Source organism: Afifella pfennigii DSM 17143 (genome assembly GCF_000688515.1).
GTDB classification, from domain to species: Bacteria; Pseudomonadota; Alphaproteobacteria; order Rhizobiales; family Afifellaceae; genus Afifella; species Afifella pfennigii.
In genome coordinates this window covers 46,884-60,401 of record NZ_JHZK01000003.1, presented here as the reverse complement: position 1 = coordinate 60,401, position 13,518 = coordinate 46,884, and the positions used below count along the sequence as shown (strand labels likewise).

The 13,518-nt window shown below is 68.7% G+C and carries 10 protein-coding genes and 1 pseudogene; 8 read left to right on the top strand and 3 right to left on the bottom strand.

Annotated elements, in window-relative coordinates; genetic code table 11:
• The 3 genes from Q331_RS0103570 to Q331_RS0103560 are packed head-to-tail and all read left to right on the top strand — an operon-like array spanning window position 1 to window position 1,370.
• Window positions 1-195 (top strand): DUF4169 family protein, encoded by a 195-nt coding sequence (locus Q331_RS0103570; RefSeq protein WP_026379542.1) that lies wholly within the window; start codon window positions 1-3, stop codon window positions 193-195.
• A gap of 8 nt (window positions 196-203) precedes the next feature.
• A complete protein-coding gene (locus tag Q331_RS23655) occupies window positions 204-1,148 on the top strand; it encodes a hypothetical protein (protein WP_026379541.1) in 945 nt (314 codons plus the stop codon).
• A 12-nt stretch (window positions 1,149-1,160) separates the two neighbouring features.
• Window positions 1,161-1,370, top strand: coding sequence for a ribbon-helix-helix domain-containing protein (locus Q331_RS0103560; protein ID WP_026379540.1), 210 nt, complete (start codon window positions 1,161-1,163; stop codon window positions 1,368-1,370).
• A gap of 48 nt (window positions 1,371-1,418) precedes the next feature.
• Here the strand turns inward: Q331_RS0103560 and Q331_RS0103555 are convergent, their stop codons facing one another.
• Window positions 1,419-5,273 (bottom strand): AsmA family protein, encoded by a 3,855-nt coding sequence (locus tag Q331_RS0103555; RefSeq protein WP_281173884.1) that lies wholly within the window; start codon window positions 5,271-5,273, stop codon window positions 1,419-1,421.
• A gap of 56 nt (window positions 5,274-5,329) precedes the next feature.
• Window positions 5,330-6,733, bottom strand: coding sequence for an FAD-binding oxidoreductase (locus Q331_RS0103550; RefSeq protein ID WP_026379538.1), 1,404 nt, complete (start codon window positions 6,731-6,733; stop codon window positions 5,330-5,332).
• A gap of 450 nt (window positions 6,734-7,183) precedes the next feature.
• Between Q331_RS0103550 and Q331_RS0103545 the strand changes: the two genes are divergently transcribed.
• Window positions 7,184-7,633: a thioesterase family protein gene (locus Q331_RS0103545; RefSeq protein WP_210164899.1), complete on the top strand. Its 450-nt coding sequence runs from the start codon at window positions 7,184-7,186 to the stop codon at window positions 7,631-7,633.
• A gap of 113 nt (window positions 7,634-7,746) precedes the next feature.
• The gene (locus tag Q331_RS0103540; protein ID WP_026379536.1) at window positions 7,747-9,387 is read left to right on the top strand and encodes a chloride channel protein; all 1,641 of its coding nucleotides are present in this window, start codon (window positions 7,747-7,749) and stop codon (window positions 9,385-9,387) included.
• Here Q331_RS0103540 and Q331_RS19830 read toward each other — a convergent pair.
• Complete coding sequence (locus Q331_RS19830) at window positions 9,356-9,931, bottom strand: cupin domain-containing protein (protein WP_051630503.1); 576 nt, start codon at window positions 9,929-9,931, stop codon at window positions 9,356-9,358. The two genes, Q331_RS0103540 and Q331_RS19830, sit on opposite strands and share 32 nt — an antisense overlap.
• A 189-nt stretch (window positions 9,932-10,120) precedes the next feature.
• Between Q331_RS19830 and Q331_RS0103530 the strand changes: the two genes are divergently transcribed.
• From Q331_RS0103530 to Q331_RS19825, 3 genes and pseudogenes are all read left to right on the top strand, one after another.
• Window positions 10,121-12,538 (top strand): ATP-dependent helicase, encoded by a 2,418-nt coding sequence (locus Q331_RS0103530; RefSeq protein WP_026379535.1) that lies wholly within the window; start codon window positions 10,121-10,123, stop codon window positions 12,536-12,538.
• Between the two features lie 335 nt (window positions 12,539-12,873).
• On the top strand, window positions 12,874-13,095 hold the full coding sequence (locus tag Q331_RS0103525; RefSeq protein ID WP_026379534.1) for an antitoxin MazE family protein: 222 nt from the start codon (window positions 12,874-12,876) through the stop codon (window positions 13,093-13,095).
• 53 nt (window positions 13,096-13,148) lie between these two features.
• Window positions 13,149-13,439: pseudogene (locus tag Q331_RS19825) on the top strand (type II toxin-antitoxin system PemK/MazF family toxin); the annotation flags it as partial.
• Window positions 13,440-13,518 lie beyond the last annotated feature (79 nt).

Sequence of the window (13,518 nt, the reverse complement as noted above, 5' to 3'; positions counted from 1 at the left end):
ATGGCCGAGATCGTCAATCTGCGGCGTGCCCGAAAGGCGAAGGCGCGGGCCGACAAGGCCGAGGCCGCTGAGGAAAGCCGGGCAAGGCACGGCCTTTCCAGAGCGGAACGGCTTGCCGCGCGCCGCGTTCGCGAAGAAGAGGCGCGCCGTCTTGACGGCCACCGCCTCCGGCCCGACGGGCCCGCAAGCGAATGAGATCCGCCATGCCGACCGCAATCCGCTTTCTGCCGCTCGCCCTGACGCTCCTGCCGGGCCTCGCCCTGGCGCAGGAGGATCCGACGAAGGGCGTGCGCCAAATCCTTCCGATGTCGCCGAGCACGCAGACCGAGCAGCCGCTCGCCCCCTCCAGCGGGGCGGAGCCGGCCCAGCAGCCGGCCTCGCCGCCCGCCCCGTCGGCCGCCGAGACCCCGAGCGCGCCCGAGCCGCAATCGATGCCCGAACCGGCACCGCGCCAAGAGGCCGCCCCGGCCCCCGAACCGGCCCCCACCCAGCCGACAGAAGCCCAGCCAACCGAGACCCAGCCGGCCCCAACTCAGCCGGCCCCAACTCAGCCGGCCCCAACTCAGCCGGCAGATGCCCAGCCGGCGCCTTCCGCCGAGCCGCCCGGCGCGGCCGCGATGACAGAGACCCCGGCCGATTACGCCTGGCGCATGAGCCGCACCGAGACGGGGGCCTCGGCCTTCATCGCCGGCTGCGATGAATGCGATGACGTGCCGCTCAGCGTCACCTGCACGATTTCCGGCAACGACGTCACCATTCGCCCCGCCCTCGGCGTGGAGGGCGCCAATCAGGGCGATCTCGTCGAGGTCGCCTTCGAGATCGACCGCGACATCTTCCGCCGCGACGGCCGCCTCGCCTACAGCGAGCTCGATGCCGCCTTTCTGCCTGAGATCACGGTGGAGCCTTCCGATCCGATGCTTTACGCCCTGGCGCTTGGCAACGACCTGACCGTGTCGATGGGCCAGCAGCGCGCCAGGCTGACGCTGAAGGGCTCGGCCGCGGCCTTGCGTTCCATGCGCGCCGCCTGCGAGGCGCCTGCGCCCAGCACCGCCCCGGTCGGGCCTTCCGCGCCGCTCCAGCCGATCCAGCCGATCCAGCCGCCGGGCGGCATCCTCATCGTTCCGCCCCCGCCCGGCTCGGGCGGCTGAACGGAAGAAGGGGTGAGGAAGCGTTCCGTCGTCATCGCCGGCCATCCGACCAGCGTCAGCCTGGAAGAGCCGTTCTGGGAGGAGCTGAAGAAGATGGCGGCGGCGCAGGGCAAGCCGGTCGGGCGGATGATTGAGGAAATCGACGCCGCGCGCCAGGGCGACAACCTTTCCTCCGCCGTTCGCATCGCCGTGCTTGCCTATGTGAAGCGCGAGGCCTCTTAGAGCGTCTTCTGAAACAGGCCGGCGCTCACCGCCCGGAAGACGTCCTCGTCAATTCGCCGCCGGCGGCAACAGGTTGAGCGGTTCGCCCGTCGCAGAGCCGGCCGGAGGCGCCGGAGGCGGCAGCGGCTCCTCCAGGATCCGCCCCAGACGGCGCGCAAAGGCCTCCTGGTCGTCGGAGCTGCCGGCGGGCGTCGGGCTGCCGGCGGGGGTTGGCGCGGCGCTGGCTTGCGGCTCTGCGGCCCCTTCGCCATCGCCGGCTCCGGCCGGAGCCGGCTCCTGCGCCTCCGCTTCGGCCGCCGCCGCCGCGGCTTCGTCCTCCTCCACCTGTCTTACCGTCGCGGCCGCTTCGGCCGCCGCTTCGGCCTGCCGCCTCGCCTCTTCGGCTCGTCTTTGCTCTTCTTCGGCCCGGCGCCGAGCCTCCTCGGCCCGCCGCGCCGCTTCCTCGCGCTCGCGCGCCTCGGCCTCGGCGGCAAGGCGTGCCGCCTCCTCCGCCTCGCGCTTCTTGCGCGCTTCCACTTCGCGCTGCCGCCTCAGCTCGCGCCGCAGCCGGTCCGCCTCCAGGATTTCCGCCTGCAGCTTCTCCACCCGCTCCACCTCTTTCTCAAAGGCGCGCACGGTGAGAAAGCCGAGGAACGGCGTGACGTCGATGCTGCGCTCCGGCGCGCGGACGGGCCCGGCGAAGACGATGCCCACCTCCGGCTCCGCCCCCGTCACCTTGTCCTCGCCCGCATCCACCTTCAGCGACCAGTCGGAGGTAAGCCTCATGCGATTGAGGTCGATGGCGGCGTTGCCGAGCATGGTGGCGCTGCCGGCCCCCTCCAGCTTCAGCGTCGACAGCCGCACCATCCCCGAGGTGACGGCGAAGGAGCCGGTGGCGCGCTGAAAGGCGAGCGTGCCGGCGTCGAGATGTCCCGAAAAGGCTTCCGCCACCGGCTCGCGCTCCAGCTTCAGCCCGGCATCGGCGGCGCGGATGATGGAGCCGAAGGCCTGCGGGTTCGTGTAGCGCAACAACCCGTCCTCCAGAGTGAAGGAGCCGCTGCCGTTCAAGGTGGAGACGACGCCCGAATAGGAGCGCCCGCGCCCGGTCATTTCCATGGAGGCGGAAAGCCGCCCGTTGGCGACGGCCCGCCCCTCCTGCTGCCAGGCGATTTCGGCCAGCAGCGCGTCGGCGAGCGCGGCGCGCAAGGTGACCGGCCGCGCCCCCTCGCCGGCGCCGATCGCCAGCGCCCCGGTGAGCCGCCCGCCGGCGAGATCGGCGGAAAAATCGTCGAGCCTGAGGCCGCCATCTACGTAGCGATAGGCGAAGGAAGCGTTGCGCAGCTCCTTGCCGAGGCCGCTATCCGCCCTCTCCGCGCGCACCGCCAGGTCGAGCGACACCCCTTCCGGCAGCGCCGGGCTGAAGGCGGCTTCGGGCCAGCCCTCGGCGCCGTATTGCGGCTTGACGCCGAGCGCGGTGGCGGCGGCAAGCGGCAGCGAGACCTCCTGAAGGCGCAGCTCGCCGCCGAGCTTCAGCCCGCCCTCGCCCCTTGCCGCGGTCAGATGGCCGCCGACCCGGCTGCCCTCGAAGCTCGCCTCGGCAAGCTCCAGCCGCGCCTGGCCCGCCGTAACGGAAAGCTCGCCCTTGGCGGCCATGCCGTGCCCCTCGCCGATTCCCGGCAGCGCCACGCCGGCCAGAAGCAGCGCCGTGTCGATGTCCTCCGTCGCCACCGACACCTCGCCCGTCAGCGAAGGCTCCGCCGCGCCCCTCTCGCCGCGTCCGGCGAAGGCGAAGCTGACGCCGGCCGCCTCGCCGCTGGCGCGCACGCTCCCGCCGGCCTTCGCCGAGCCTTCCAGCGTCAGCGACAGCCGCGCCGGCCCGGTGCCCGGCAGCGGCACGATGTCGAGGCCGAGCTGGCCGGCAAGCGCCGAGGTATCGTCGGAGCGCAGCAAAAGATCGGCCCGGCCGGCAAGTTCCTCCAGCCCCCTCAGGCCGGCGCTGCCGTCGGCGGTCAGCGAAACCTGCGTGCCGCCGAAGCCGCCGGAAAGGTCGAGCGTGAAGGCGCCGCCGGCCGTCGCCGTCGCCGAAAGCATCGCATCGGCGGGCGAGAGCGCCTCGGCGCGGCCCTCAAGCTGTTCGGCGAGCCGGCTCGCCGGCAACAGGCCGCGCAGGAAGCTCGCCGCCCCGGCAAGGCTTTCGGCGCGCATTTCGGCCGAGATGCGGCCCTCCGGCGCGCCGAAGAATTCCTCAATCCGCCCGCTGGCGGTGATGTCGGCGCCGGCGAGCCCGGTGAGCGAAAGGTTAGAGATATCCAGGCTGTTGCCGGCAAGAACGCCGGAAAGCTGCGCTTCTTCCGCCCGCGCCCCGCCGGCCGAAAGGCCGCCGGCGGAGAGCGACAGCGCCACGCGGTCGAAGTCGCCGTTCCTCAGCCTGTCGCCGGCGAGAAGGTCCAGAACGGCCCGGCCTTCTTCCAGCGCCAGTTCCTGCGCATCGAGCTCCACCTCGGCGAAGGCCTCCTCGGCGCGCTCGAAGCGGCGTACCGACAGCTTGCCGGACACGCTTCCCTCGCCGATCTCCGCCAACAGCGAGTTGACCTCCTGCAGGCGCGGCGAAAGGTTGAGATCGGCCTCGATCTGAAAGCGCTTCAAGATCGCCGCCTCGCCCGCCTCCCCGCGCCACCAGGCGGCGAAGGCGGCCGGCCGCTCCGAGCGGATGCGCCCATGCCCGCGGAAGGCCGGCATGTCGGTGGCCAGTTCGCCGGAAACGTCGATGCGCGTCGCCCCGGGCAGGACGGCGGAGAGGATGTCGATGGTCCAGCCCTCGCCGCTCGGGCGCACATCCGTGCCCACCGCCTGGATGACGCTGCCGCCGACGACGAGCCCTTGCGCATCGAGGGTGATGAGGCCCGGCATCTGCGGCACCGGCACGTTCTTGAGCCCCGCGATCAGTTCCTCGGCGGCCTGCGAGATGGCGATCGGCTCGTCCGCGCCGCCGCCCAGCGCCCGGTCCAGATCGATCTGCCTTGTATCGAAGGAGAGCCGGAAGCTCGGCTCCGGCGTGAAGCTCACCTCGCCGTCACCATGCACCTGCACGGCCGTCGCCTGCGGGCCGCAGGCGAGGACGAATTCCTCCGAGACGAGGCCGTCATGGGAGAGGCGGAACTTTCCCTCGCTCTTCATCAGCGCCAGCGGTGACATCTGCTCGGGCGCGGCGCCTTCCTCCGGCGGCAGCCCTGCCAGGGTGAAGCTCCCCTCGTAGCTCGGCCCCTCCTCGCCGCGCAGCGTCAGGAAGCCGTCGGCGGCAAGGCTCACCGGCCGGCCCGCCGGGATGAGCAGGAGCTTGGCCGGAACGTTCCCGTCCTCGCCGAGCCGTCCGGCCGCGATGTCGATACGGTAGCGCTCGCCGCCCAGAACGAAGCCGCCTTCCAGCCGGCCGGGGCCTTGCAGCGTGCGCGCCTTGACCTGGGCGTTGAGCCCCTCGATCCGCCAGCTGGCGCCGCGCCGGCTGTCGACGACCGTCATCGTGCCGTCCCGCACCGCCATCTCGCCGAGCGAGACCTGGCCGGCATCGAAGCCGCCGAGCTGCAGGCCGCCTTCGTCCGGCGCCAGATCGGCGATGTCGACGACGAGGCGCGGACGCTCCAGATCGATGGAGATGACGTTGATCTCGCCCTTCAAGAGGCCGGTCAGCTCCACCTTGGCGCGAACGCCGCTGAGGAGGAGGAAGGGCGCCTCCGCCGGCCCGATGCGCATATCGGCAAGGCTCAGCGTCGGCGTCGGCAGGATCGCCAGATCCGTCTCCCCCTCGACGCTCACCGGCACGCCGAGCGAGGCGGAGAGCTTGTCGGCGATTTGCTGCCGATAGGAGCTCCAGTCGATCACGTATGGCGCGATCAGCGCGGTAAACAGCACCGCGATGATGGCCAGGCCGACCGCGATATAAAGCCTTCCCAGAATCTTCTCCCTTCACCTGGGCCGTAAACCTAAAGGCGCATGATCTTGCCGGGATTCATGATGTTCTGCGGGTCGATGGCGCGCTTGACCGCGCGCATGACCTCGACCGCGCCGCCCAGCTCGCGCTCCAGATAGGCCTGTTTGCCCTGGCCGATCCCGTGCTCGCCCGTGCAGGTGCCGTCCATGGCGATCGCCCTGGCGCTGATCCGCCCGGCCAGCTCGCGCGCCTTCGCCAGCTCCGCCGGATCGTCGATGTCAATCAAGGCCGAAACATGGAAGTTGCCGTCCCCGACATGGCCGACGATCGGCGCGATCAGGCCAAGCTCGGCGATGTCCTCCATGGTCTCGCGCACGCAATCGGCAAGCCGCGAAATCGGCACGCAGGCATCGGTCGCGAAGGCACGCGCGCCCGGACGCAGCGCGGTGGCCGCCCAATAGGCGTCGTGGCGCGCCTGCCAGAGCCTTGCCCGTTCCTCCTCGCGGCTCGTCCAGGCGAAACTGCCGCCGCCGAATTCCGCCGCGATCTCGCCGAACAGCTCCGCCTGTTCGGCGACGCCCGCCTGCGTGCCGTGGAATTCCACGAAAAGCGTCGGCGCTTCCGGATAGTCCAGCTTGGAATAGGCGTTGCTGGCGCGCATCTGCAAGGTGTCGAGAAGCTCGATCCGCGCCACCGGTATGCCGTGCTGGATGGTCGCGATCACCGTGTTGCAGGCCGCCTCCACGTCCGGGAAGGAGCACACCGCCGCCGAAATCCCCTCCGGAATGCCCTGCAGGCGCAAGGTCAGCTCGGTAATGACGCCGAGCGTGCCCTCGGCCCCGACGAGCAGGCGGGTGAGGTCGTAGCCGGCGGAGGATTTCTTCGCCCTTTGCGCGGTGCGGATGACGGAGCCGTCAGGCATCACCGCCTCAAGGCTGAGGACGTTGTCCTTCATCGTGCCGTAGCGCACCGCGTTGGTGCCGGAGGCGCGTGTGGAGGCCATGCCGCCGAGGCTCGCATCGGCGCCCGGATCGATCGGGAAGAAGAGCCCCGTATCGCGCAGATGCTCGTTGAGCTGCTTGCGCGTGACGCCCGGCTGCACCACGCAATCCAGATCCTCCGCATGCACGGCGAGGATCTTGTTCATCCCCGAAAGGTCGATGGAGATGCCGCCGCAGGGCGCGTTGAGATGGCCTTCCAGCGAGGAGCCGGCGCCGAAGGCGATCACCGGCACCCCATGTTCGGCGCATATCTTCACCACATCGGCGACCTCTTCGGTGCTCTCGGCGAACACCACCGCGTCGGGCGGCTGATTCTCAATCCAGGTCGTCGTGTGCCCGTGCTGCTCGCGCACGGCGCCGGAAACGGAAAGGCGCGCGCCGAAGCGTTCGCCGAGAATGGCGACGACGCTGGCGATGCCGCCCTCGTTGCGGGCAAGCTGCTCTGCTAAGGCCATGTGGCGGCTCCCTGGGAGCTCTCCTCCCATCTCGCGTGGGTCAAGACCCGTTCATCCGGTCGAAATGGTACGTGCCGATGGGTGCCGATGGAAGCGGCAAGCCCGCTGGAAGTCTTCCGACTTTCAACGACTTGGCGCGCATCGAACCGCGCCGAGCCACCCTATCGCAAGCCTGGCGGATAGGGCCTTGGGCTGCGCCTGCGAACCGCGCGGGCACAGGAGCCGCGGCCCCTTCCTCCGGGGCAAAAGCGCCGCTCTGCATGCTTCTTCTTGCAGCCTTCGCCATCCAGGTCGTCATTTCGATCACGCAAATGAGTCCTGACCTCATATTTCTGGCAACATGCGGCGCTGGCCGGCCGCGCACAAGGGCCGGCGCCCGATCGTGACGCAGCCATGAGAGACAGCCCTGTCATGTCCAGCACAAGCACAGTGCCGTACCGCGCTTCCACCATGCACGTAAAAGATGAATGGATCGACTATAACGGCCACATGAACGTTGCCTATTACGTTCTCCTCTTCGACCGCGCCATCGACGAAGCTTTCCTCACGGTCGGTCTCGGTCCCGAATATGTGGAAAAGCGTCGCGCCTCTTTCTTCACCGTGGAGTTGCACGTCCATTATCTGCGCGAGCTGACCGCCGGCGCGCCGGTCTTTGCCACCTGGCAATGCCTTGGCGCCGACGACAAGCGCATCAGGAGCTGGCTGGAGCTTTTTCACGCCGAGGAAGGTTATCTGGCCGCCGCCTGCGAGCAGATGCATGTGCATGTCGACCTTGCCGCGCGCCGCTCCGCTGCCTTTCCGCCCCATATCAGGCAAAAGCTCGACGAGACGCTGGCGGCGCATCAAGCGCTGCCCTTCCCGGAACGGGCCGGCGCCGCCATAGGCAACAAGAAGCGATGAGCGATCAGCGGCTTGCCGCCGCTGCTTGAATCGCTTTCGCGCGGTTGTCGGACGCTCTCCCGCGGTGCATAAGAAAAGCATCCGCCCGCCAGCCGTTCCCGCTTGAAGCGACGATGCGTGCCACAATCAAACGTCTGCCAAGCATCGTCTGGAAAGGCATCGAGCCCAATCTTCGCTACTTCCTGAGCAGCCGCCAGCCGCTCGTCTGGCTACTCGCCAACATCATCGGCCTGTGCGTCGGCGTCGCCGCCATTCTGTTTCGCCTGGCCATCGGCCTCTTCCAGCTTCCCTGGCTCGGCACGATGAGCGAGCGGGTCGCCACCGCCGCGGCGGCGACGCCCTGGTATGTCATCCTCCTGGCGCCGGCCTTCGGCGGCCTCATCGTCGGCATCATCCTGCAGCGTTTCATGTCCGGCGACCGGCCGCTGGCCGTCGCCGACGTCATCGAGGCGCGGGTTCTGGGCGGAAGGCGCCTCACCTTCCGGCAGGGCATGTGGACCACGCTGGTACATTCCGTCTCGCTCGGCTTCGGGGCGAGCGCCGGGCGCGAAGGCCCTGTCGTGCATCTCGGCGCGGTGCTGTCGGAAAGCTTCTGCCGTCTGATGCGCATCACCGGCGTGCCGGAGAAGACCTTGATCGCCTGCGGCGTCGCCAGCGCCGTCTCCGCCTCCTTCAACGCCCCCATTGCCGGCGTCCTCTTCGCCCACGAGGTGATCCTCGGCCATTACGCCATGAGCGCCTTCGTGCCCATCGTCATCGCCTCGGTGGTCGGCGGCATCGTCTCGCGCCTTTATTTCGGCGAGGTGGCCGCCTTCACCGTGCCGGAATACGCCATCAACTCCTATCTGGAGGTGCCGGCCTTCGCGCTTCTCGGCCTCACCTGCGCCGCCGTCGCCATCATCTTCCAGTTCGCCCTGATGGGCACCGAATACACCGCCCGCTCCGTCAAGATGCCGCTATGGCTGCGCCCGGTCCTCGGCGGCCTGATGGTCGGGGCCATCGGCGTCTTCTTCCCCGACATTCTCGGCGTCGGCTACGACACCACCGACAAGGCGCTGCAAGGCTCGCTCGCCATCTCCACCCTGTTTGCGCTTCTCTTCGCCAAGACGGCGGCGACGGCGATCACCCTTGCCTCGCGGCTTGGCGGCGGCATCTTCTCGCCCTCGCTCTATCTCGGCGCCATGACCGGCGGCGCCTTCGGCCTCATCGCCGCCTCCGTCTTTCCCGACATCGCCTCCGGCAACGGCGTCTACGCCATCATCGGCATGGGCGCCGTTGCCGCGGCCGTTCTCGGCGCGCCCATTTCCACCACCGTCATCGTCTTTGAGCTCACCGGCGGCTACGCCCTGACGCTCGCCCTCCTCTTCACCGTCTCCATCGCCGTCGGCATCACCTTCGCCGTCCACGGCCGCTCCTGGTTCCACTGGCAGTTGGAGACGCGCGGCCTGTTCGTCTCGGAGGGCCCGCACCGCTATCTCATCGGCACCGTGCGCGTGCGCGACTTTCTGGAGCCGCTGCCGCCGGAAAAGCGTGAGGAGGCCGAGCCTTTCGATCCGGGCGGCGGCGAGCCCTATCTCAGGCCCGCCGACACCCTGGAGGCGGCGCTGAGGACCTTCGACAGTTCCGGCGCCAGCACCGTGCCCGTGGTCAGTCCCGACGATGCGACCAAGGTCATCGGCCATGTCAGCCAGATCCGCGCCCTGCGCTACTTCAACCGGGCGCTCATCCGCCAGTCGGAGGAGGAGCACCGCTGAGGCCCGCCGCCCGTTCCGGCATCGGCCAGAAGCGGAAGAGCGGGCCCTCGCGCCCGTAGATCGGATCGGTATCGGGCACGGCGACCTTCCCGGCCGCCTCTTTCGCCGCCTCCGGGTCGCTCTCCTCCGGCCGGCAGATATCCCCCTCCTGTCCGGGCGGATAGGCGCCGACGATGGAGAAATCGTCGCTGGCGCTGACGAGCTTGTGGCCGACCCCTGCCGGAACGACGATGACGTCGCCCGCCTCGATCTCCGCCTCAATGCCGTTCTCGCCGCCGAGCGCCACCCGCGCCCCGCCCGTCACGCAGGCCAGCGCCTCGTGCCCGCGCGTATGGAAGTGCCAGAACGGATAGATCGACCACACCCACACGCCCTGCCAGCGGTTGCGCGTGAAAATCGTCTCCGCCGCCCCGGCCATCCTGACCGGCTCGTCGAGCCCGCCGCGATAGATAAGCAGCGGCAGCGTGCTGTTCGGGATATTCCCGGACGGCCCGAAGACGTAATCCTCCACCGCCACGCTTGGATGCAGGTCATGCGTTGCCATTGTGCCCTCCCGCATTCGTCTTGTTCCCATCGTCAATGCGCAGCGCCCGGCAAAGTTCGCGCCCGCCCTTGTCGATCCAGGTCTGATGTCTATCCAGGTCCTATCCGGGCCCGCTCCTGGACTGCTCCCGCACCGGCCTTAAAACCGTTCCGGCTTTGCCCTATCTTGGCGACAGCGAATCGAAACCCCATGACCGATCAGAACGCCGGCCGCAACGCCCCCTTCCCCGACGATCCGCCTGCCTCGAAGGTCGGCGGCCACCTGCCGCGCGCCGGGGGCATCGCCGCGCGCGCCGCCGCGCAGATGGCCGGCCCCCCGCCCTATCTCGCCGGCCTCAACGCCGAGCAGCGCCAGGCGGTGGAGACGACGGAGGGGCCGCTCCTGGTGCTGGCCGGCGCCGGCACTGGCAAGACCCGCGTCCTGACCACCCGCATCGCCCATATCCTCGCCACCCGCCGCGCCTTTCCCTCGCAGATCCTCGCCGTCACCTTCACCAACAAGGCGGCCCGCGAGATGAAGGCGCGTATCGCCGCCCTCATCGGCGAGCAGATGGCGGAGGGCATGCCCTGGCTCGGCACCTTCCATGCCATCGGCGTCAAGATCCTGCGCCGCCACGGCGAGCTCGTCGGCCTCAGGTCGGACTTCACCATTCTGGACGCCGACGACCAGATCCGCCTGATGAAGCAGGTCATCCAGGCGGCCAATATCGACGAGAAGCGCTGGCCCGCCCGCCAGCTGGCGAACTTCATCGACGGCTGGAAGAATCGCGGCCTGTCGCCTGAAAAGATTCCCGATTCGGAAGCCTACGCCTTCGCCAACGGCGCCGGCCGCGAGCTCTACGCCGCCTATCAGGCGCGCCTGAAGACCCTCAACGCGGTCGATTTCGGCGACCTTCTGACGGAATGCCTCACCCTCTTCCGCGAACAGCCGGACGTGCTTGCCTCCTATCAGGAGCGCTTCCGCTACATGCTCGTCGACGAGTACCAGGACACCAACGTCGCCCAGTATCTTTGGCTGCGCCTCTTGGCCCAGCGCCCCGATGGCGAGGCGCCGAACATCTGCTGCGTCGGCGACGACGACCAGTCCATCTATGGCTGGCGCGGCGCCGAGGTCGCCAACATCCTGCGCTTTGAGCGCGATTTTCCCGGCGCCACGATCATCCGCCTGGAGCGCAACTACCGCTCCACCGGCCACATCCTCGCCGCCGCCTCCGGCTTGATTGCCCGCAACGAGAGCCGCCACGGCAAGACGCTCTATCCCGCCACCGAGGAGATGGGCGAGAAGGTCGCCGTCGCCTCCGGCTGGGATTCCACCGAGGAGGCGCGCGCCATCGGCGAGGATATCGAGCGCAAGCAGCGCCAGGGCGTCTCGCTCGACGAGATCGCCGTCCTCGTTCGCGCCTCCTTCCAGATGCGCGAGCTGGAAGACCGCTTCATCACCCTCGGCCTGCCCTACCGCGTCGTCGGCGGCCCGCGTTTTTTCGAGCGCCTGGAGATCCGCGACGCGCTCGCCTATCTGCGCGCCACCGTCAATCCGGCCGACGGGCTCGCCTTCGAGCGCATCGTCAACACCCCCAAGCGCGGCCTCGGCGCGGCGACCATCCAGCTTCTGCACGCCCATGCCCGCCGCCGCGACATTCCCCTGATGGCGGCCGCCGGCGAGCTCGCCGCCACCGAGGAGATCAAGCCCAAGCAGCGCCAGGCGCTCGACGGCCTGGTGAAGAGCTTCGCCCGCTGGGCCGAGGCGCTCGCCGATACCCCGCATCCGGAGCTTGCCGAGATCATCCTGGAGGAGAGCGGCTATATCGAGATGTGGCAGCGCGACCGCTCGCCGGAAGCGCCGGGCCGGCTGGAGAACCTCAAGGAGCTCGTCAACACGCTCGGCGAATACGATTCCCTGCCCGCCTTCCTGGAGCATGTCTCCCTCGTCATGGACGCCGAGAGCGCCGACACGCAGGAGAAGGTCTCCTTGATGACGCTGCATTCGGCCAAGGGTCTGGAATTCGATGTCGTTTATCTGCCCGGCTGGGAGGAGGGTCTCTTCCCGCATCAGCGCGCCCTCGACGAGAACGGCCGCGAGGGGCTGGAGGAAGAGCGCCGGCTCGCCTATGTCGGGCTGACGCGCGCCCGCCGCCACGCCACCATCTTCTTCGTCGGCAATCGCCGCACCCACGGCCTGTGGCAGTCGACGCTGCCCTCGCGCTTTCTCGACGATTTGCCGGAAGCGCATGTGGAGGTGGCCGAGCCGGCGAGCTACGGCGGCTATGGCAGCGCCTATGGTGGCTATGGCGGCGGCGCCTACGGCGCCTCGCGCTTCGACGAGGCCTTCGGCTCCGCCTATCGCACGCCCGGCTGGCAGCGGGCGCAGTCGAACCGCGGCCGCGCCGATCCGAGAAACCGCGCCGGCGGCGGCCCGCTGACCCTGGAAGGCGAGCTCATCGCCAAATCCGTCATCGGCGGCACGAGCCCCTATTCCGTCGGCGAGCGGGTCTTCCACCAGAAATTCGGCTACGGCACGATTTTCACCATCGACGGCAACAAGCTGACGGTCGATTTCGAGAAATCGGGGCGCAAGCGCGTCGTCGACAGTTTTGTGGAAGCGGCCTGAGGCAGGCCTGATCGCTGCCCCAACGGAGCGGCATCGAGGCCGCCGCGGTCATCCCAACGCCCCAGCCGGCCAGGACGACCATGAACGCTGCGTTTGAGACTGTCGTCATGCCAAGGCTTGACCTTGGCATCCATGCCGCTCCGCCCCGAATGCCGAGACATGGATGGCCGGGTCAGGCCGGGCCAGGACGACAACGAAAGCTGATCTTGAATGGGCCCGGCCGGCCAATCGATGCCGAGCTTAGCACTCCATCCCCGTGACGGAGGATGCCAGACAGCCTCGTCGAAGCGGCGTCGACCTTGTCCACGCGGTCTCGCTCGCGTAACATGTAACGCATGAGCGGTAAGGCGACGAAGAAGCCGGCGGAGAGGGTCAAGAGCTATCGTGAGCGCATGCGCACGCGCGGTCTGCGGCCCGTTCAGCTCTGGCTGCCGGACACATCGGCTCCTGGTTTCAAGGAGCGGGTTCGCCGCCAATCGGCGGCGATCGCCGCCTCTCCGGGAGAAAAGGAGATGCTCGATTTCGTCGAAGCCGCACAGGAATGGCCGCCAGAGTGAGGCGCGGCGACATCGTCACAGTCATCATTCCCGGGGATTAAGGCAAGCCTCGCCCGGCTCTGATCATCCAGACCGATATCCTCAATGAGGCACATGCAAGCTTGGTGGTATGTCCTTTCACCAGCCAAATCGCGGCAGCACCGGAATACCGCATCGATTTCGTGCCGAGCAGCGGCAACGGCCTGACACAGCCTTCCCAGCTCATGGCCGACAAGGTGATGACCATCCCCCGCCACCGTTTGGGCAAGCTGATTGGTTCCTTGACAAAGGATGAGATGAGCCGGGTCGAACGCGCCCTCGCCTTCGTCCTCGGCTTCGCCGACAGGCCGGAGGTTGCGCCCTGAGCCGGACCCCTTCGTTGCGAGGCCACGCTTGAAAACCCGGCTCCCTACCCTCTAATCCCTCTCTTCCTGGTTCGGGGGG